This is a genomic window from Robbsia betulipollinis, from assembly GCF_026624755.1.
Classification (GTDB): Bacteria; Pseudomonadota; Gammaproteobacteria; order Burkholderiales; family Burkholderiaceae; genus Robbsia; species Robbsia betulipollinis.
The window spans coordinates 575,514-595,323 of sequence record NZ_JAPMXC010000001.1; the positions used below are offsets into that span (position 1 = coordinate 575,514).

The 19,810-nt window shown below is 66.0% G+C and carries 21 protein-coding genes; 5 read left to right on the forward strand and 16 right to left on the reverse strand.

Features of this window, described 5'->3' with window-relative positions; translation table 11 throughout:
• The first annotated feature begins 32 nt into the window (after window positions 1-32).
• A complete protein-coding gene (locus OVY01_RS02510; protein WP_267845395.1) occupies window positions 33-1,655 on the forward strand; it encodes an alpha-amylase family glycosyl hydrolase in 1,623 nt (540 codons plus the stop codon).
• Between the two features lie 21 nt (window positions 1,656-1,676).
• Here OVY01_RS02510 and OVY01_RS02515 read toward each other — a convergent pair whose 3' ends face one another.
• The 13 genes from OVY01_RS02515 to OVY01_RS02575 all read right to left on the reverse strand — a co-directional run bounded on the left by OVY01_RS02515 (window position 1,677) and on the right by OVY01_RS02575 (window position 14,842).
• Window positions 1,677-2,663: a hypothetical protein gene (locus tag OVY01_RS02515; protein WP_267845396.1), complete on the reverse strand. Its 987-nt coding sequence runs from the start codon at window positions 2,661-2,663 to the stop codon at window positions 1,677-1,679.
• A gap of 130 nt (window positions 2,664-2,793) precedes the next feature.
• Complete coding sequence (locus OVY01_RS02520; protein ID WP_267847641.1) at window positions 2,794-3,447, reverse strand: nucleoside/nucleotide kinase family protein; 654 nt, start codon at window positions 3,445-3,447, stop codon at window positions 2,794-2,796.
• 71 nt (window positions 3,448-3,518) lie between these two features.
• Window positions 3,519-4,352 carry a DeoR/GlpR family DNA-binding transcription regulator gene (locus tag OVY01_RS02525; protein WP_267845398.1) on the reverse strand — a complete coding sequence of 278 codons (834 nt, stop codon included), beginning with the start codon at window positions 4,350-4,352 and terminating at the stop codon, window positions 3,519-3,521.
• A 12-nt stretch (window positions 4,353-4,364) separates the two neighbouring features.
• A complete protein-coding gene (locus tag OVY01_RS02530; RefSeq protein ID WP_267845400.1) occupies window positions 4,365-5,909 on the reverse strand; it encodes an amidase in 1,545 nt (514 codons plus the stop codon).
• Between the two features lie 57 nt (window positions 5,910-5,966).
• Window positions 5,967-6,743 (reverse strand): ABC transporter ATP-binding protein, encoded by a 777-nt coding sequence (locus tag OVY01_RS02535; RefSeq protein WP_267845402.1) that lies wholly within the window; start codon window positions 6,741-6,743, stop codon window positions 5,967-5,969.
• Window positions 6,740-7,477 carry an ATP-binding cassette domain-containing protein gene (locus OVY01_RS02540; RefSeq protein ID WP_267845403.1) on the reverse strand — a complete coding sequence of 246 codons (738 nt, stop codon included), beginning with the start codon at window positions 7,475-7,477 and terminating at the stop codon, window positions 6,740-6,742. The genes OVY01_RS02535 and OVY01_RS02540 overlap by 4 nt, the downstream gene beginning before the upstream one ends.
• On the reverse strand, window positions 7,474-8,580 hold the full coding sequence (locus OVY01_RS02545; protein WP_267845405.1) for an ABC transporter permease subunit: 1,107 nt from the start codon (window positions 8,578-8,580) through the stop codon (window positions 7,474-7,476). The genes OVY01_RS02540 and OVY01_RS02545 overlap by 4 nt, the downstream gene beginning before the upstream one ends.
• Complete coding sequence (locus OVY01_RS02550) at window positions 8,577-9,449, reverse strand: branched-chain amino acid ABC transporter permease (protein WP_267845406.1); 873 nt, start codon at window positions 9,447-9,449, stop codon at window positions 8,577-8,579. The genes OVY01_RS02545 and OVY01_RS02550 overlap by 4 nt, the downstream gene beginning before the upstream one ends.
• A 13-nt stretch (window positions 9,450-9,462) precedes the next feature.
• On the reverse strand, window positions 9,463-10,707 hold the full coding sequence (locus OVY01_RS02555) for an urea ABC transporter substrate-binding protein (protein WP_267845408.1): 1,245 nt from the start codon (window positions 10,705-10,707) through the stop codon (window positions 9,463-9,465).
• Between the two features lie 114 nt (window positions 10,708-10,821).
• Window positions 10,822-11,472: an HAD family hydrolase gene (locus OVY01_RS02560; RefSeq protein WP_267845409.1), complete on the reverse strand. Its 651-nt coding sequence runs from the start codon at window positions 11,470-11,472 to the stop codon at window positions 10,822-10,824.
• Window positions 11,473-11,533: 61 nt separating this feature from the next.
• Window positions 11,534-12,469: a choline kinase family protein gene (locus OVY01_RS02565; RefSeq protein ID WP_267845410.1), complete on the reverse strand. Its 936-nt coding sequence runs from the start codon at window positions 12,467-12,469 to the stop codon at window positions 11,534-11,536.
• On the reverse strand, window positions 12,466-13,536 hold the full coding sequence (locus OVY01_RS02570; RefSeq protein WP_267845411.1) for an aminoglycoside phosphotransferase family protein: 1,071 nt from the start codon (window positions 13,534-13,536) through the stop codon (window positions 12,466-12,468). Before OVY01_RS02570 ends, OVY01_RS02565 begins: the two co-directional genes overlap by 4 nt.
• On the reverse strand, window positions 13,526-14,842 hold the full coding sequence (locus OVY01_RS02575) for a Zn-dependent hydrolase (protein ID WP_267845412.1): 1,317 nt from the start codon (window positions 14,840-14,842) through the stop codon (window positions 13,526-13,528). Before OVY01_RS02575 ends, OVY01_RS02570 begins: the two co-directional genes overlap by 11 nt.
• A 437-nt stretch (window positions 14,843-15,279) precedes the next feature.
• Here OVY01_RS02575 and OVY01_RS02580 point away from each other — a divergent pair, with 437 nt between their 5' ends.
• Window positions 15,280-15,792 carry a hemerythrin domain-containing protein gene (locus OVY01_RS02580; RefSeq protein ID WP_267845413.1) on the forward strand — a complete coding sequence of 171 codons (513 nt, stop codon included), beginning with the start codon at window positions 15,280-15,282 and terminating at the stop codon, window positions 15,790-15,792.
• Between the two features lie 51 nt (window positions 15,793-15,843).
• Here the strand turns inward: OVY01_RS02580 and OVY01_RS02585 are convergent, their stop codons facing one another.
• Window positions 15,844-16,617 (reverse strand): SDR family oxidoreductase, encoded by a 774-nt coding sequence (locus tag OVY01_RS02585; RefSeq protein WP_432422215.1) that lies wholly within the window; start codon window positions 16,615-16,617, stop codon window positions 15,844-15,846.
• A gap of 75 nt (window positions 16,618-16,692) precedes the next feature.
• Here OVY01_RS02585 and OVY01_RS02590 point away from each other — a divergent pair, with 75 nt between their 5' ends.
• On the forward strand, window positions 16,693-17,400 hold the full coding sequence (locus tag OVY01_RS02590) for a zinc-binding dehydrogenase (protein WP_267845415.1): 708 nt from the start codon (window positions 16,693-16,695) through the stop codon (window positions 17,398-17,400).
• 121 nt (window positions 17,401-17,521) lie between these two features.
• Entirely contained in the window at window positions 17,522-18,145 is a 624-nt protein-coding gene (locus OVY01_RS02595; RefSeq protein ID WP_267845417.1) for an FMN-dependent NADH-azoreductase, read from the forward strand.
• 73 nt (window positions 18,146-18,218) lie between these two features.
• On the opposite strand, the gene OVY01_RS02600 is transcribed toward OVY01_RS02595, so the two are convergent.
• Window positions 18,219-18,434: a GNAT family N-acetyltransferase gene (locus OVY01_RS02600; RefSeq protein ID WP_267845419.1), complete on the reverse strand. Its 216-nt coding sequence runs from the start codon at window positions 18,432-18,434 to the stop codon at window positions 18,219-18,221.
• Between the two features lie 113 nt (window positions 18,435-18,547).
• On the opposite strand from OVY01_RS02600, the gene OVY01_RS02605 reads away from it, so the two are divergent.
• Window positions 18,548-19,096 carry a GAF domain-containing protein gene (locus OVY01_RS02605; RefSeq protein ID WP_267845421.1) on the forward strand — a complete coding sequence of 183 codons (549 nt, stop codon included), beginning with the start codon at window positions 18,548-18,550 and terminating at the stop codon, window positions 19,094-19,096.
• Window positions 19,097-19,123: 27 nt separating this feature from the next.
• Here OVY01_RS02605 and OVY01_RS02610 read toward each other — a convergent pair whose 3' ends face one another.
• On the reverse strand, window positions 19,124-19,801 hold the full coding sequence (locus OVY01_RS02610; protein ID WP_267847642.1) for a DUF1003 domain-containing protein: 678 nt from the start codon (window positions 19,799-19,801) through the stop codon (window positions 19,124-19,126).
• Window positions 19,802-19,810: the final 9 nt, after the last annotated feature.

Genomic DNA, 19,810 nt, shown 5'->3' on the forward strand with positions numbered 1-19,810 from the left:
TTTGCTGTTCAAGAAAATAAAGAGGCGCGACGATGACGACATTGACGTGGTGGCAGCGAGGCGTGATCTATCAAGTCTATCCGCGATCGTTCCAGGATAAAAACGGCGATGGCGTCGGCGACCTCGCGGGCATCACAGAACGTCTCGACCACCTCGCCATGCTTGGCGTCGACGCATTGTGGATTTCGCCGATCTATCCGTCGCCGATGGCCGATTTCGGCTACGACGTCGCCGACTATTGCGCGATCGATCCGCTCTTCGGGTCGCTCGCCGAATTCGACGCGCTGGTCGCGCGCGCGCACGCCCTGGGCATCCGCGTATTGCTCGACTTCGTGCCGAACCACAGCTCGGACCGTCATCCCTGGTTCGTCGACAGCCGCGCCTCGCGCGACAGCCCGAAACGCGACTGGTATCTGTGGCGCGACCCGGCACCCGACGGCGGGCCGCCGAACAACTGGCTGAGCCGTTTCGGCGGCAGCGCCTGGGAATTCGATGCCGCGACCGGTCAGTATTATTACCACGCCTTCCTGCGCGAGCAGCCCGACCTCAACTGGCGGCACCCGGACGTGCGCGCGGCGATGGACGGCGTGTTGCGCTTCTGGCTCGAACGCGGCGTCGACGGTTTCCGCGTCGATGTGCTCTGGCTGCTCATCAAGGACGCGCAGTTTCGCGACAATCCGCCGAACCCGGATGCCGCTGCCGGGGAACCCGACCATCACCGCCTGCTGCAGACGCATACGGAGGACCAGCCCGAGGTACAGGACATCGTGCGATCGATGCGCGCGACGCTCGACGGTTTCGGCGAACGCGTGCTGATCGGCGAGATCTATCTGCCCGTGCAACGGCTGGTGGCCTATTACGGCACGCATGGCGAGGGCGCGAACCTGCCCTTCAATTTCCAGTTGATCAACGCCCACTGGAGCGCCGTCAACCTGGCGCGCATCATCACCGAATACGAAGCTTTGCTGCCGCCGCATGCCTGGCCGAACTGGGTGCTCGGCAATCATGACAACCCGCGCGTCGCCTCCCGGCTCGGCGCGGCCCAGGCGCGCGTGGCGGCGATGCTGCTGCTGACGCTGCGCGGCACGCCGACGCTGTACTACGGCGACGAGATCGGCATGCACGACGTGGTCGTGCCGGCGGACCGTGTGCAGGACCCCGCAGAGCTCCGGCAGCCCGGCATCGGCCAGGGACGGGACCCGGAGCGCACGCCGATGCAATGGGACGCGAGCGCGAACGGCGGCTTCACGACGGGTACGCCCTGGCTGCCGCCGGGCGACACGCGGCAGGTCAACGTCGCGTCGCAGACGGACGATCCGGCGTCGATGCTCGCGCTATACCGGCGCCTGCTCGCGCTGCGGCGCGCGACACCGGCGCTGGTGGGCGGTGCGGTCGGGCAGGTGCGGGCACAGGGCGACGTATTGACGTACGAGCGTTCCCTGCCCGGCGAAGACGGCGACCGGCCGACCCGGATCCGGGTGGCGCTGAACCTGGGCGCGTTACCCGCGACCGTGCCGGCGCACGCGGGGGTCCTCCTGCTGTCGACCGATGCGACCCGGCCGGACGCCGCCGCGAACGGCGATACCTTGCAGTTGGCCGCCGACGAAGGTGTCGTGATCCTCTGCACGGACGGGGCGGCGGGCGAGCGACGATGACCGCGCACCCTACCCGCCGTTTCAGAAGCGGTAGCCCACGCCGGCCATGAACATGTCCGTATCCCGGTTGTAGTCGGTCACCGTGCGGTTCCACGAGATGCGGGCGACCCAGTGGCCGGTGAACCGGTAGGCGGCGGACATCGTCAGCAGGCCCGACAACTTCGCGCCGGTGCGCGAGCTGTCGCGGCTGATCCGGTAGGTATCGGCGGCCACGTAGGGCCCCAGGCCCAGGCCCAGCACCACCCTGTCCTGGTACAACGGCTCGGTCAGCCAGACCTGGGCGGCGACGCCGTTCCTGCTGGTCAGCGGCGTGTTGCCCTGATCGATCCACGAAACGGTGCCCTCGATGTGACGGCTGAACGCGTGCCGGTATTCGACGCTTTTCGCGAACGTGCTTTCCGAGTTCAGGCTGTTCACGACGGACTCCCCGGCCATCACCGTGAGTTCGTCGTCATGCAGGAAACCGCCGGACCGGGTTGCGCCGGCGGCCTCCACGGCGGGAGCCGTCACGTTTTTCGGAAAACGGTAGACCACGCCGAACAGCAGGCTGGTGCTGTCCACGCTGCCGGGCGCCTGCACGCGGTTGAAGCGCAATTCATAGGCGAGATGGCGAGTCGCGGACCATTTCGCCGTGACCGAATACAGCATCGCCCAGCCATGCTCGTCGGTATAGGGACGAAAACCGCCGGACGTCGTGTCGTAGTAGCGGTAGGGTCCCGCCCCCAGGCCGATCGTCAGGCGGGGGTCGAGCAGCGCATGCTCGTACCATCCCTGCAGGGCGACGCCGTCGCGATGGTGATCGGGCACATGCCCCTCGTTGAGCCAGGCGAGGCCGACCGAGAAATCTCGAAACACCGGCTGGCGATATCCGAAACTCCATGTATAGGTATTTTCGCCCCCACCGGAGCCCCGCAGCGCGCCCATATTCGCTTCGACTTCCTGCGCCTGCGCCCCCGGTGCCAGGGACAAGGCACCCATCATCAAGCCGATCCACGGCAAAGCTCGCACGGTGCTTTTCCTAAAAATACGCAAAGGCGTGCGAGTGTACGTGAAAAAACCCAGGCTTTCGTTACGCTTTCTTTCCGGGCGCGAAATCGGCCTGCCACTTCCGCGCCCCCAAATGGGCTGGATCGCGACCTCAGGCGTCCCAGGCCACGGTCAGGTCCGCGCGCACCGCGCTGGCGTCGATGAGACGGGCATTGGGCTCGTCGGTTTGCGCCATCCAGCGCAACGCGGCGTCCCGATCCCGGCCGTAGCGCTGGTGCCGTGCCAGCAGGCGCTGCCGCCGCAGATCCGCGTCGACCGAAATGAACCAGCATTCGTCGAGCAAGGGCGCGACGGCACTCCATGGCGCCTGATCGAGCAGCAGATAGTTGCCCTCGGTGATGACCAGCGACGTTTCCGGCAGCACCGCGATTTCCCCAGCGATCGATTCCTCGATCTCGCGATGGAACGCCGGCGCATAGACGGGGCCGGCGGCAGGTCCCGTCGGCGCCGCATCCGGCGTACCGCGCAAGCGCGTCAACAAGGCGACGTAACCTGCCACGTCGAAGGTATCGGGCGCGCCCTTGCGGGCCGCGCGGCCGAGGCGCGCGAGTTCCCGGTTCGCCAGGTGAAAACCGTCCATCGGTACGAGCTGTGCCCGGTCTCCCAGTGCCTGCGCGAGTGCCGCTGCAAAGGTGGACTTGCCGGCGCCGGGGGAACCGGCGATGCCCAGCAGACGGCGCGAACCGTCGGCGATCAGCGCGGCGGCGCGCGCCAGAACGGCGGGCGGCACGACGACGTGCGGCATGACAGCGTGCGGCGAATCGGCGGCCGCGTCCGGCACACCGGCCCCGTTTTGCGTCACGCTCTGGATGGCGCTCATATCTGCCCTCCCCGGGCCCTGCCGCCCCGTGCGGTGGCGCCGCCCGCGGCGGTCGAATTCGCCAGCGGCATGCCGCGCTCACCCGGATACAGCAACGCGACGCCATGCCGCTGAAAGGTCTCGACGAACGCCGCGGGCGGCGACCGGTCGCACACGACCGTCATCGGTTCGTTCAGCGCGAACGTATTGAGATAGGCCTGCCGCCCGAACTTGTCGATATCCACCAGGAGTACCGAGCGTCGCGCCTGTGCGCGCAGCACGCCGCGCATATGCGATTCATGCTCTTCGTAATCCATCCAGCCATGCTGCAAATCGCAGGCGGCGATGCCCATGAAGGCGGCGTCGTAGAAAAAGCGACGAATGTAGGCGAGCGTGTCATAGCCGACCAGCGCATTGTCCTTCGTGCGCAGCGCGCCGGGCGTCACGTTCACGCGTGCCACCGTCGGCCCCAGCAGCAGCGCGATATCGAGACAATTCGTCGTGATCGTGAGATTGCGGCCGACGAGCCGGCGCGCGAACGCGGTGGCCGTGGTGCTCGAATCCAGGAAGATCGACATGCCGTCCTCGACGAACCGCTCGGCGAGTTCCGCGATCTTTGCCTTGCCGCGGACATTGACCTTGCCGCGCTCGACCACCGGGCGCTCCTGGTCCAGCCGCAGCGGCACCGCGCCGCCGTATATGCGGCGCAATTGACCGCGTTGCTCGAGTTCCTTCAGATCGCGGCGGATCGTTTCCTCCGACACGCTCAGCGCGGTGGCCGTGAGCGCGACGGAAACACGGCCGTTTTCGCGAAGCTGCAGGAGAATTTCGTCGTGCCGATGTTCCGACATACAGTCACTTTGCTATGGTTTCAGATCGGGCGCGCGGCGGTGCCGGGTCGCGCTTTCGTAATCGTACGCCATCGCCAGCAGTGCCGTCTCGCTCCATTGCGCGCCCACGAAGATCAGATTGAAGGGCGAGCCCGACGCGTAATAGCCGGCGGGAACCGTCACGCCCGGCAAACCGGCGATGTTGATCTCGCAAACCGTCGTCTCGTGCAGGGTTTCGGTGCCCTCGCGCGGCGGCAACGCGTCGCGCAATTGCGGGAATACCAGCCCATCGAGCGCGTGCCGCGCCATGACGTCGGCGAAAATCTCGAGATATCGCTCGCGCAACGCGAAGAACGCGGTGCTCGCCGGCGGCGCCGCGGGATCCGCCAGGCAGGCGGCGAAATCGGGCAGGCTCGACATATAGGTGAGCACGCCCGTGGGCGCAAACGGGTCCTCGGCGCGCGTCGCGGCGACGAAATCCCGCCACGATTTCACCGCTGCGTCCGGGCCCAGCCGTTCCAGGTACTTCTGCATATCGTAGGGCAGCGTCTCCATGCCGCGGGCGTCGAAGTGATCGCTTCCCGGCGCGGGCTGCCCGAGATCGGCGAATCCGCTCGCCGCGAACGGATCGTCCAGCAGGACGGCGCCCCGCGCGCTCATCTCCTGTTGCGCGCGCCGATAGAGTTCGATCGTTTCCGCGGATAGCGCACGATCGCGCCATCCCGGCCCGTACAGTCCCAGGCGGCGCCCCTGGAGCGCATCCGTGCGCAGACCCGCCGCATAGCCGCCGCGCGGACGCATGCCGACGGCGGCCACCGTCTTCGCGTCCTCCGGCGAATACCCCGCCAGCAGGTCCAGCGTCAGCGCCGCGTCGCGCACGCAGCGCGCGATCGGACCGACGACGTCCCGCGTGCTGCCGGCGAGCGGCATCACGCCCGCGTTCGGCACCAGCGCGAAGGTCGGCTTGATGCCCACCAGCGCCTGTGCCGATGCCGGGTTCTGAATCGAGCCGCCGGTTTCCTCCGCGAGCCCCAGCACCGCGAGACTGGCCGCCACCGCGGTGGCGGTACCGGCGCTGCTGCCGCCGGGCATGAAGGCGGGATCGACCGCGTTCAGCGTCGGGCCGGCCCAGCTGTCGTTGGCGTGCGAGCCGGTGGCGCTCAACACCGGCACATTGGTCTTGCCCAGGATCACGCAACCCGCCGCGCGCATGCGCGCGACCACCGGAGAATCCGTCGCGGGCAGCAGATCGACGCCGCCCGTCTTGCTGTAGAGCAGCGACCAGCCGCCGGTGGTCGGGAAGCCGACCATGTCCATCGTATCCTTGACGACGACGGGCACGCCCGCGAGCGGACCCAGCGTCTCGCCGGCGGCGCGGCGCCGGTCGATCTCGCGCGCATCGTCCAGCGCCGCGGGGTTCAGGAAGATGATCGCGTTGTAGCGGGGATTGATCCGCTCGATGCGCGCCAGATAGGCGGTGCACAGCGCCGCGGCGCTCAGCGTGCCGTCGGCGAACCCGGCCTGAATGCGCTCGACCGTCAGTTCGAGGACGTCAATGCTGTCGGAGGAAGAGGTCATGGCGTGGAAGCGTCCTGTGGAAGACCAAACGGAAAACAGCGAACCGGCAGCGCGTCGTTACGCGATGCCCACGAATTCGTCCAGCAGCGCCGGGTCGTGCACCACGTCCGGCGGAATCTCGCGGGTGACGGTGCCTTTTTGCAGGATGAGGATGCGGTTCGACAGCGAGGCAATGAAGTTCAGATTCTGCTCGACCAGCAGGATCGTCAGATCGCGCCGCCGCGCCACGTCTTTCAATGTATCGATGATCTCGTCGATGATGGACGGCTGGATGCCCTCGGTCGGCTCGTCCAGCAACACGATGCGCGGGCCGGCGCAGAGGCAGCGCGCCAGCGCGAGCAATTGCTGCTCGCCGCCCGAGAGCGCGCCGCCCGCGCGATCGAGATACGCCTTCAGCCGCGGAAACAATTCGAGAATGCCGGCGATCGTGTCCTCCTCGCCACCGCGCGCCAGCAGACATCCCACGCGCAGGTTCTCCCGTACCGTGAGCGCGGGAAAGATCTCGCGACCCTGCGGTACGTAGCCGATGCCGGCCTTCGCGCGCGCGGTAGGCGACCAATGCGTGATGTCCTGCCCCGCGAAACGCACGCGGCCGGACGTGGTGGGAAGATGCCCGGTCAACGTGCGCAGCAGCGTCGTCTTGCCCATGCCGTTGTGTCCGAGGATGCCGACATGCTCGCCGCCGCGCACCGCGAAGCTCAGCTCGCCGAGGATCGGTATGCGGCCGTAACCCGAGGCGAGACGTTCGACCTCGAACAGCGGCGCCGCGCCGGCCTCGCCGTGCGTGCCCGCGAGCGTGGCGGAATCGACGGAATTGACGGGATTGACGCTCATGCCGCGCTCCTTCCGAGATAGACGTCCTTGACCCGCTGGTCCGACAGGACCGTCTCGACCGGCCCCTCGACCAGCACCTGACCCTGCGAGAACACGGTGACGGTGCGCGCGATCATGCGGATGAACTGCATGTCGTGCTCGACGACCACCAGCGCCTGCGTCTTGTTGATCTCGCGGATCAGTTCGGCGGTGCGCAGCACTTCCTCGTGGTTCATGCCGGCCGCGGGTTCGTCGAGCAGGATCAATTCCGGCTCCTGCGCCAGCACCGTGGCGATCTCGACCCACTGCCGCTGGCCGTGCGCCAGCTGGCCGACGATGCGGTCGGCGATCTTTTCCAGTTGCAGCCGTTCGAGGGTCTGCGCGACGATACGCTTCGCGTGCGCGAGCGATTTGCGCCGGGCCGCGCCGATGAACACGTTTTCGCGCACGCTCAGGCCGTTGAACACATTCGGCACCTGGGTCTTGATGCCGACGCCCAGGCGTGCGATCTGGTGCGGGCTGCTTTTCGAGATATCGGTGGTACGGAAACGGATGGCGCCCTCGCTGGCGCGCAACTGCCCGGTCAACATCTTGAAGAAGGTGCTTTTCCCCGCGCCGTTCGGTCCGATCAGACAACGCAGCTCCACTTCGTGCAGGCGGAAATCCACCGAACGCACCGCCGTGACGCCGCCAAAGCGCATCGTGACGCCCTTCGCCTCCAGCAGCGGCGGCACCTGCAAACGCGGATCGTTCATGGGCGCGACTCCCGTTCGGCCGGTGCTATCGTTGCAGCGGTTGCGGCCGACCCCGTCGGCTTGTCCGGCGCCACCGCGGCCGGCGCCGGCGCCAGACGCGCCAGCAACGCGCGCACCACCGGCACCACGCCTTGCGGCACCAGCAGCACGAAGGCCACCAGCACGATGCCGAGACCCAGGCTCGGGTCGATCGTGTGCTGCGTACCCGCAAGATTGATCAGATACTGGATCGCGACGGCGCCGAGAATCGGGCCGATCAACGTGCCCAGTCCGCCGATCAATACCGAGATGATCACCTGCGCCGACATCGTCAGCGCGAACACGGTCGGACTGATGAAACCGCCCCATGTCGCGAAGACACTGCCCGCCGCGCCCGCGATGCCCGCGCCGATGACGAAGGCGAGGAGCTTGTAGAGGCGGGGGTCGTATCCCATCAGCATCGCGCGCGTCTCGTTCTCGCGGATCGCCACGACGACCCGGCCGAAGCGCGAGGCCAGCAGCCATTTGAGCAGCACATAGGCGACGATCAGACCCGCCATCGCCACGTACCAGATGCCGATCTGATCGAGCGGCTCGTCCGGTTTGCCAGGCGGCGCGAACGGCGGAATCGCCGGAATGCCGTTGAAGCCGCCCAGCGGGGTCGCGCCGATATGGTATTGGGCGCCGGAGGTCGAATTCATCAGTTCGAACAGGATCACCGAGACCGTCAGCGTGATCACGCCGATATACGCATCGCTGATGCGCCCGTAGAACATGAAGTAGCCGAGCAGCGCCGCGAACAGCATCGGCACGACGATCGCCAGCAACGCCGCCGCGAGCGTGTTTTCAAGATTGAGGGCGGCCACCGCGTACGTATAGCCGCCGATGCCGAGAAACGCCGCCTGACCGAAGGACAGGATGCCGGCGAAACCCCAGACGAAGCCCTGGCTGAGCCCGTAGATGGCCATCGCCGCGTAGAGCGTGGCCTGCATCACGCCGAATTCGCTGATAAGCCGGGGCAGCGCGAACATCACCACCAGACCGAGAATCACGACGGCGATGCCGCCGCGCGCATGCGGCGACGCATGCAACGACGCGCGGAACGATGAGCGAAGCGATGTCATGAGCTGCGTCTCAGGAAACGGCCGGTGATGCCTTGCGGCAGAATGCGGATCAGCACGATGGCGGAGACCAGCAGCGCGATGTCGCCGAGCACGGGCGTCGAGAGAAACGACGCAATCTCATTGATGAAACCGAACAGCCCCGCCGCCAGACCGGTGCCCGCGATGATGGCGGGTCCGCCGCCCAGCACGGTGATGAAGGCCTTCGCGATATAGGCGCCGCCCATGCCCGGCGACACCCCGGAGATGGGCGCCAGCACGCCCCCTGCCAGACCGGCGAGCGCCGCGCCCAGCGAGAACGTGGCCATGTAGACGGTGGCGGGGCGTACGCCCAGCGACGCCGCCATCGCGGGATTCTGCATCGTGGCGCGCAGCACGAGTCCGAAACGCGTCTTGCGCAGCAGCACCCACAGCGCGGCCAGCACGGCCACGCCGACGGCCACGATCACCAGGCTGTACGCGCTGAGGTGGTATTGCCCGATCGAGAAGCTGCCCACCGGCATGCGCACGGACTTCACCACATTGCCGAACACCGACGTGATGAGACCGATCAGGGCGAGACTGATGCCCCAGGTGGCCAGCATCGTGTCCATCATGCGGCCGTACAGAAAACGGATGACCGCGCGTTCCAGCACCAGACCGATCAGACCGACCACGAGCGGCGGCAGCACCAGCATCGCCACCCAGATGTTCACGCCCGCCGAACTCGCGACCACGGCCGTGTACGCGCCCAGCATCATGAATTCGCCGTGCGCCAGATTGATGATGCGCATCATGCCGTAGATGACGCCCAGGCCGATGGTGATCAGCGCGAGCGTGGCCACCCCGGTCAGTACGTTGAAGGCCAGCAGGCCGGTCAGATCGAGGCTCATGGCGGTGCGCCGGTCAGAGGGAGGGAGTGAACTGCTTGTTGGTGCGCGGCGACTTGATCAGATTGCAGGCGCCCCCGGTATCCGATGGCATCTGGTTCGGGAAGGTCTGCAGGATGTCCCAGGCCTTGTTCTTCGGCGTCGCGAGATATGCATTGCGGATGGTGGCGTGCGTTTCCGGGTCGATCTTCACGTGGCCGCTCGGCCCGTCGATGGCGATCCCCGATTCCAGCGCCGCGATGACCTTGTCCTGCGCGACCGAACCGGCTTTCTTCACCCCCTCGGCCCACAGCATGATGCCTTCGTACGTCGCCGAGTCGAGTTCGCCGAGATCGGTCACGTCGGCGCCGTATTTCGCCTGCATGCCCTTGACGAAGGCCGCCGCCGCGGGCGTCGGCAGGTTGTTGTAGAAGCCGAAGCAGGTGAGGATGCCGTCGGTGGTCGCCGCGTCCATGGTGGTGAGTTCGTCGCCGAGACCGAAGACGGTCGAACCCACCGGAATCTTCGATTTCATGCCGGCCGCGGCCCACTGGCGGTAGAAGCCGAGGTGGTTCGCGCCGACCAGCGCGGACAGCACGACATCCGGCTTGGCGGCCTGGATGCGGCTGATCGTCGACGAAAAATCGGTCACGTCGAGCGGGAAGAAATCCGTGCCCAGCACCGCGCCGCCGCCCGCCTTCACGAACTTGGTCATCCAGCTCGCGGTGATGTGACCGTAGTTGTAATCGGCCGCCACGATGTAGATCTTCTTGCCCCAGTGCTTCAATGCGTAATCGACGATATGGTCGACGGTCTGCGCCGGCGTGCTGCCGGTACAGAACACGTTGCGGTCGCACACGCCGCCCTCGTACTGCGTATTGTAGAAATACAGCGTCTTGCTACGGTCGAAGATCGGGCGGATCGCCTCGCGCGAGGCGGACGTGATGCCGCCCTGGATGACGTCGACCTTTTGCTGAAACACCAGTTGCTGCGCGTATTGCGTGTACAGCTGGATATTGCTTTGCGTGTCGTACGCGATCAACTGGATCTGCCGGCCGAGCAGGCCACCGGCGGCATTGAGCTGATTGACCGCGAACTCCGTCGTCTGAATCATGCGCCGCCCTTCCAGACCCAGCGGGCCGGTACCATCGAGCAGGCTGCCGAGCTTGATCGGCTCCGCCGCGAACGCGCTTTTCGTGACGTAGGGGCCGACCAGGGCGCCCATCGCCGCCGCCGCACCCAACTTCAACGCTTTACGACGCGATCCCCATGCTGTTGTCATCGATTCGCTCCCCGGCAGATGTGTGATTTGACCAGTTCAGTGTAGTGTTTCAAAAATCCATCGAAAAAATATCGCACATCCAACAAAAACAACATCGTCCGCTGCCGCGTTCCCTCACCAGCGCAGCTGCGGCCAGCCCGCGGCGCGCGCATGGGCGCTCAGCACCGCGTCGGCATTCACCGCATGCGGCCGGTCGACGCGCATCAGCAGCGGCAGATCGTTGCGGGAGTCCGAATAAAAGCTCGCGCCCGCGAGACTTTCGTGCTCCACCTGCAGCCAGGCGTCCAGCCGCGTGACCTTTCCCTCCCGATATGTCAGCGTGCCGCGCGTCTGTCCCGTCAATACGCCATCCGCCACGTCGAGGTCGATCGCCAGGACCTCGTCGATGCCGAGCCGGCGTGCGATCGGCCGCACCAGGTGCGCGCCCGACGCCGAGATCACGAGCAAACGGTCGCCCCGCGCGCGGTGCGCCGCGACCGTGCGGCGTGCCTCGGGATAGATGCGCGGTTCGATGACCGCGTCGACGAACCGTTCCACCGCCGCCGCGACGTCCTCGACGCTCCGGCCCCGGAGCGGCGCCAGACTGAACCGCATGTAGTCCTCCATTGCCAGGCGGCCCTGCCCGTACGCGGCCATCAACGCGTCGTTCTCCTGCATGAAGGCGGCGCGCTCCGCCCAGGCCAGCGCGCACATCCGCTCGCTCCACAGACTCGCGCAGTCGCCCCGGATCAGGGTTTCGTCGAGATCGAAAATCGCCAGCGTCATGCGCCCTGTCCCCGTGATGGAATACGCGTGTGGCGTACGACGGCCTGCCCGCGCACAGGCGTCAGACCTGCCGCAGCCAGCCGTCCCAGCGCGGATCGCGCATCAGACCGCGGGCACGCATATGCTTCCAGATACCGTATTTGTAGTAATCGAAATCGATCGTCGACATGGCCCGCTGCACCATCGCCCAGGTCGACCACTTCAGGTCCGCCAGCGCCTTGTTCAGCGCGATGCGCGCCACGGTGGCCGGCGTGACCGCGCCGAAATAGGCTTCGATGAGTTCATGCTCGACCGCTTCCTCGAAGAACATTTCGCCGAACCACAACGCCAGCTCGTAGTGCGGATCGTTGTTCGACGCGTATTCGAAATCGACGAGCCTGATCGCGCCGTGCGCATCGAGCATGAAATTCCCCGCCAGGGTGTCGTTCATGCAGGGGCACGACGTCGTCCCGGCCGCCTCCAGCGCCGCCCGGGCGGCGCGGTAACGTGCATGCAGCCATGCGTGATCGGGCGGCACGCGCGCTTGCAGGGCCGCGACCTGCGCGTCGTGTTCGTCGATCATGTCGAACACCGTCTTGTCCTGCGCCAGCAGCGGCTGCCGATGAAAGGCCTGCAGCGCCTGCAAGGCATTGTGCCGCACGTCGCGCGACAGGAAATCGCGGTTCGAGGACGCGCGCCAGCCTTGCATGAAGTCGAAGATCTGCACGCCGCAGTCTTCCAGGAACGCATAGACCGGCACGCCATAGCCGGTTGCGGCGGCCTTCACGCTGGCGTCCAGCGCGGTGCGGCGGTCGATGAACATCTCGGTGCCGGCACCCGGGATCTTGCAAAAATAGGATGCCCCCAGCCGTTCCACGTCGACCCGCCAGTTCGCGTTCGAAATGCCGCCGCCCACCGGCGCATAGCGCAGCGGCGAGTCCTGCCACGCGGGAATGCGGCGCATGACCGACTCGAGCCGGCATTCGTCCTCGGTCACGCCTTCGCCCATCGCCTTCATGTCCGCTCCGGTTCCAGATGCTGCAGCCACAGATCGAGCTGTCCTTCGTTCAGGCTCTGCCGGCACCGCAGCAGGGTCCATTGCGCGAGCTTCATGAAATCGATCGCCGGTGACCCGCAGGCACTCAACCACAGCGCGGACAGCGTCCAGATCCAGTCGTCCACCAGTGCATACAGGCGGCAGCGTGCGTAGTCCGCGTCGTCGCAACGGCCCTGCCAGAGCACCACGCCGTGGCGCCATTCGTCCTCGAACTGATACAGCTCGTTCAGCGCGATGCCGACGTCGTACCAGGGGTCGCCCAGACCGCCGCGATCGAAATCGATCAACTGCAATTGCCCCGCCGCGTCGATCATGACGTTGCTCGCCACGCCATCGCCGTGCAGCGGTACCGCCGGGCCCTGCGTACGCCGCAGCGCCGCGCACGCACGCCGCAGTTGCGCGCCGATCGTCGCGGCGTCCGCGGGCAGGACAATCCCGTCGCGGGCGCACAAGGCGCTCAGGCGTTCCATGTCGGCGTGCGGCGAGCGTTCGCATGCAGGGCGCGGACCGGCATGCACCGCGCGTTTCGCATGCCAGAGGGCCGCCAGGCGCACCGGATCGGTCAGGTCGTCGATGCGCGCCCAGCGCCAGCGTGCCGGCGCCAGCGCCTCGAACACCAACACGCCCCGCGCGGCATCGGCCAGCACGACGCGGGGGCTCGCAGCCGTCTCGCCGGCGCAGCGGCTGGCCCGCGCACTCGTCTCGAAATCGACCAGTTCGCGCATCTCCGGGCGCAGGACCTTCGCATAGCGGAGCGACGCATCCGCGTCATCGCCCAGAAAAAAACCCTGCCACTCGGCCGCGAGCCGCATCGGCGAAGCCACCGTTTCCGGGCCCGGCATGCAGGCGGGATACGTCGCGAGACCCGCGTCGCGCAGCGCCGCCCGGACGATCGCGGCGGGGGTGGAATCCAGGGTCGAATCCGGGATCGCACCCCCGGCCGTATCCAGGTTCGGCGCGGCATCGGTTGCGCCGGCGGCATCCCCCTGCGCCGCGCGGCACCCGCTTCGCTGCGGATCAATTGCCATGATCGTTGCCGGTGTGGCGTGGCGTTTCCTTGCCGAGCCGGGACAGGAACGCCGTCAAGAAGCGCAGGCCCCGATGCATATCCTCGTCCGACGTGAATTCGGCTTCGTTGTGCGAGACGCCATTCCGGCTCGGCACGAACAGCAGGCAACTGGGATAGGCACGGCTGAGATTGATCGCATCGTGTCCCGAAATCGTGACGCTGTTTTCCGTCGCCAGCCGCAGACGCAGGCCGGTATCGAGGGCCAGATCGCACAATGCCGCATCCAGTTTTCCCGGCTCTCGCAGTTGCCGGTCCTCGACCACGCACTGCGTACCGGTCATGTCGGCGATGCGCTGCAACGTGGCCGCGAGACGCTCGCCCGCCTCGCCGAGCAACGCGACGTCGCGCGAGCGCAGTTCGATCAACAGGGTCGCCTGCGCGGGCACGATGTTCGGGGAATTCGGATAAATGTCGAGCCGACCGACCGAACTGTGCATTTCCAGCCCATGCCGATCCGCCTCCGCGCGCACCTGCACGATCGCGTGCGCGGCGGCCAGCAGCGCGTCCCTGCGCTGCGCCATCGGCGTGGGTCCCGTATGGTTCTGCTCGCCGTCGAAACGCACCCGCCACTTCGATGCGGCCCAGGTCTCGCGCACCACGCCGATGGCCGCCCGCCGGCGTTCCAGCGTCGGTCCCTGTTCGACATGGATTTCCGCGTACGCGGCCACCGGTATCGCGACCGGATGCGCGCCCGCGAACCCGATCTCCTCCAGCGCCGCGCCCAGGGTCACGCCCGCCGCGTCGCGCAGCGCCAGCGCCTGCGGCAAAGGCATCGCGCCGACGAACACGCTGCTGCCCGTCAGACTCGGCTGGAACCGCGCGCCTTCTTCGTTGGTCCAGTTCACCACGCAGAAATTGCAGGCCGGCGGCACACCGGTCTCGGCCGCATGCCGCGCAAGCGCCGCGATCGCCACGGCGGCCGCGATCACGCCATAGCTGCCATCGAACCGGCCCGCCGACGGCTGGCTGTCGAGATGCGAGCCGCATAGAACATAGGGGGCGGCCGGATCGAACGTCATCAAACCGAAAATATTGCCGACCGGATCGACCCGCACCTCGAACGCGTGCTGTCGCAGCCAGTCGCACAGCATCGTCCGCGCGCGCCCGTCGTCCACGGACGCCGCCAGGCGGTGCAGACCGCCAGCCGCCGTGGCGCCGATCCGACACGACTGCGCGAACAGCGCGGCGAACGCGGCATAGTCTTCCTGCCGGGGCTCGAACAAGGCGGGCACAGCAAGCGAAACGGGCGCGGCGGACGTCGACATTCGGGGCTTCCCTGGGTATTTCGCATCGCACGGCGCCGCGGCGGCGCCGGCGGCGCAGGCCGCGCGGCATCCGGACGATGTGGGATTGTGAGATTGCACACGCGTGAAGCCGTGGAATTCGCCGCCACGCGGACCTTGGCGCGATGACGAAACCCTGCACGGCAAGTCAGGGACCATTACAAAATCTCAAAAAATCGCCGTCAAGTGGTTTGTGTGTGAAATGTGGATTTTGTTGAACTCGTTCCCGGCTGGCCGCCGCGTGTCGCAGCAGGCGGATCGACAGGCCTGGCCGCGTCGCGATGAGCGCGAGGCGACCGCCCCGGTTAGACTGTGAAAACGGCCTGTAAGAAATAAAAGCGCTTTCACCACGTGGCGCAGTGGTGTGAGTCCGCCGTCCCCACCGCGCCGATCGACCCCCGTACAGGAACGGTAAGAACATGGACATTACGCAACTCATCCTCGACGATCACCACGAGCAGCGCCGCCTTTTCGCCATCCTCGAACAGATCGATCGCAACGACACGCTGGCGCTCGACGCCATCTGGTCACGGCTCGCCACCTTCCTCGAAGTGCATGCGAAGGCCGAGGAGGTCGTGTTCTACCCCGGCTTGCTGCAGATCGGCGAAGGCGCCGGCGGCAAGGACGGCCCGGAGGACGAAACCGAGGACGCGATCGAGGACCATAACGAGATACGCGATGCGGTCGCCGCCGTGGCCGGCCACGCGACCGGGACGGAGGGCTGGTACGAGGCCGTCGCCGCGGCGAACAAGGCGAACGGCGATCACATGGCCGAAGAGGAGCGCGAAGGCCTGACCGATTTTCGCTTTCACGCCCCGCTGCAGATGCGGCACGACCTGGCGGTCGCCTTCGCCACGTTCGAGGCCGTGCATGTCACGGGAGTGAAGGCGGTGAACGAGGATCCGGAGGAATATATCGCGGAGAACAGTTGAGGCATTGGATGCCTCTCTCCGCGATGCGACGCAAAGCGACGCCATGCAACGTTAGCCGCGCGCCTTGGCCGCCGCGGTACGCCCATCGTTGAACTGCCTGAAGAACGCGGCATAGCCGCCGCTGGCTTCCGCATGGCGCAGCGGCTTCACCCGTTCCACGCAGATTTCGTCCGTCTGAGGCGACTGCGTCAGGATGCCCATGACCTCCGCGATGAATTCCCGCAAGGGCATGGCGTCCGGATCGCTGGCCTGCTCCGGCCCCATCAGTTCCGTCTGCACGTACGGCGGAACGATTTCCAGCACTTGCAGTGGCGTATCGCGTAATTGATAGCGCAGCGACTGCGTATAGGAATGGATTGCCGCCTTGGTCGCGCAGTACGTGGGCGTCAACGTCAGCGGCAGGAACGCCAGCCCCGACGAGACCGTGATGATCGCGCCGTGCGCCTGGGTCTCCAGCAAGGGCAGCAGCGCCGCGGTCAGCCGGATCGGGCCGAGCAGATTGGTCGCGATGGTCGCTTCCGCGGTGGCCAGCGCGCCGTCGCGCAGGGATTCCGGCCGCATGATGCCGGCATTGTGGATGACCACGTTCAACGCCGGAAAATCGTCGCCGAGCCGCCGCGCGAAATCCGCGATACCCGCGGCGTCCTCGATATCGAGGAGCGCCATCCTCATTCCGGGATTCGCCGCAGCCGTCTGTTCCAGTGCTTCGCGCCGCCGCCCGGCGATCACGACCTCGTTGCCCAGCGCATGGAACGCTTCGGCCAGCGCGCGGCCAATGCCGGAGGCGCCGCCGGTGATCAGAATGGTGTTGCCGCTCGTTTTCATGAAGGTGGCTCCCGGTTTGAAACGCATGAGGGACGTCATGCGGCTGTCATGCACTCTATACGGTAAAACGCACACGTGCCGAGGGGACCCCTCGGGGCCGGCGTCAAGAATTTCAGGAAAGGCGACCGGGTCCTGATCTCGTGCATCACCGCCCGCGGTTCCTGCGCCAATTGCAAGCGCCAGCTCTATTCGCACTGCACGGACGGCGGCTGGATCCTCGGTCACCTGATCGACGGCACCGAGGCCGAATACGTGCGCATACCGCACGCGGACAACGGTCTCTACCCCATTCCGCAGGGCGCCGACGAGGAAGCGCTCGTCATGTTGAGCAACATTTTGCCCACCGGTTTCGAAATCGGCGTGCTGACGGGGCAGGTGAAGCCCGGGAATACCGTGGCCATCGTTGACGCCGTCGCCACCTTAATGCGGATGACCGATGACGCGGGCGTGGATGTCGCGATCGAAGCGGTCGGCATCCCCGCCACGTTCGACGTCTGCCAGAAGGTCGTCGCGCCGGGCGGTCATATCGCCAATGTGGGCGTGCATGGAAAAAGCGTGGAACTGCATCTGGAAACGCCGTGGATCCAGAACGTCACGCTGACGACGGGTCTGGTCAACACGAACACCACGCCACTGCTGCTCAAGACGGTACATTCGGGCAAGCTCTCGCCCGCGCAACGCATCACGCATCGCTGCGCGCCCGACGACATCCTGAAAGCGTATGCGGTGTTCGGCAACGCGGCGCAGGAAAAGGCGTTGAAGGCGATATTGGCAGCGGCCTGACGGCATGCCGTCGGGAACGCCGCGGGAGGGTCGGCCCACGGGCCGTGGCGGACGCTGCCGGTCCGATATTGGGTCATAATCGGGACACCCCTCCCGCGTCACGCGTCCAACGGAAACCATCATGTCGCACCTTCTGCATGTCATCAGTTCGCCGCGCGGCCAGCGCTCCGCCTCGCACGAGGTCGCGAACGCGTTCATCGAGGCCTGGCAGGCCGGCGAGGCCGGCGCCACGCTCGATACGCTGGATGTCTGGCAGACGCCGCTTCCCGAGTTCGACGGGGTCGCGCTCGGCGCCAAATACGCGGCGCTCGAAGGCCGCGAACGCACGGCCGAGGAAAAGCAGGCGTGGGATGAGATCGGCGCACTCGCGGCGCGCTTCCAGAAAGCCGACATGATCGTGTTCAGCGTGCCGATGTGGAACTTCGGCATCCCGTACCGGCTCAAGCACCTGATCGATGTCGTCAGCCAGAAAGACCTGCTTTTTTCGTTCGACGAGCGCGGCCTCCAGGGTCTGCTGACCCATACGCGCGCCGTGACGATCGCCGCGCGGGGCGCACCCCTGGGCGCGGCCATCGAGCATCAGAATGCGTATATCCGCTCATGGTGCGAGATGGTGGGAATCCGCGAGCATGACGACGTGATCATCGAGAAGACGCTGTTCGGTCCGCAAGTCGATGCGCAGGCCAGGCGGACGGCGCGGGACGAAGCGGTCGCGCTCGCCGGGAAAATGCGCGCAGGCGGCTGAAGCGTGGGGGGAGTGGGGGACGTGGGAGGCAAGCGGCGGCGGCGTTCCCGGGGCGCGACGCCGCGGCCTCGGGTCAGTCGTTCGAGACCCGATATGAATAATGATACTCGTCGCTGGCCGCGCCCTTGAAGTAGTCGGCCTGCGGCACGACACGCACCCGTTCGAATCCCAATTTCTCGATCGTACCGGTCGACGCCTGGTTCCGCGTGTCAATTTCCGCATCCGACCTTTTCAAAGGCCGCAGCACGAACCGGCGCGTGACGATGGTTTTATCGTCGAGTTCCCTCAAGTTTCACGCTCCCGCTGCCGCTATATCCCAGTGTGAATAGCCTGCCACGCTTAATTTTCGTTTTCCGTTAAGCAATACCGAACCAAGCCGCCTGCCGAAGGAAATTGACCAAAATGTGCGCATTTCCCGTGGTTTACAACGAAGAGGTCCGGCTGTCTGCAGTCGTCGAAGGCTGCTTCGCCCGGACTGTCGATGATCCTCGCCTGGATCGGCTCACACGCCTCGCGGCTTACATCACCAACTGTCCGCTCGCGCTGATCACGACGGTGAGCACGGTGGTCGACTTGAACTCGGTGCATGGCGCACTCAAGGAGACGCTGCCGCGTCGGTTTCCGCGCGAGTGGTCGCTGTGCAATTATACGATTCTCGAAAAAGATCTGTTCATCGTCGAGGATACGCATCTGGACTCCCGTTTCCGCGATGCGCCGTTTGTCACGGGTTATCCGCAGGTGCGCTTTTACGCAGGGGTGCCGCTCGCCGATGCCGCGTCCAATCGCCTGGGCAGTCTTTGCGTCATCGACCATATACCCCGTCAGCTTGAAAACGCCCAGTTGCTGGCATTGCGCGATATCGGCGCCACCGTCAATGAATTGATGGCAATCATTCGATCCGAATGGGAGAACCGTGCGCAGACGGAGAAACCGCTGCAAACCACGGCGTGAGATGACGTACGCTGCCCTGGCGACACCTTATTGTTGCTCGGGGGCCTCACCATTTTCCCGGCGCGCCTCGATAGCCTGCAGCACCGCGTCGGGATTGACGATTTCCTGCAGCGTCTCGGCGTGCTCGTCGCTCCGGTTGCGCACATCGGGCATGTCGCGCCGGAGTTCCTCGAGCAGTTGGATGATCTTGGTGGTCTTTTGCTCCGCGAGCAGATTCACCTGCAACTCCAGATGCGCACGGTGCCCCTCCACCCGGGCGAGCCGGTTCTGTCGAATCAGCACCGCGATCGTGATCAGCACGCCCATGAATGAGACAACGCCCTGGAGTTCGGAAAAAGGCGGCGCATCGAAGAATCCGCCGCTGATCCCGAAATCCACATAATCCGCAGCGATCCAGAGCACGCAAGCGGCCAGAAAAAGAATGAAGAACCGCGGTGTCCCGAAAATCAGACAGATCCGTTCGATGATGCGTTGTTCGACCGAGATCTTTCTGTCCTGCCGCTGCGCGAACAGATCGATCTTGTCGAGATTCGCCTCGATTGCCTTGCCGACGGCATTTTGCTGCGCCTGTTCGTCCTGCTCTTCCTGCTCCTGCTGCTCTCGATAGCTCGGCTGCATGACACTTCCCGGTTCATCTGGAAACGCTTGAGGCGGTACGACGCAGGGTCCATATGCGCCGCAAGCGGTGCCGCCAGGAAGGGGCACCGGCAACCG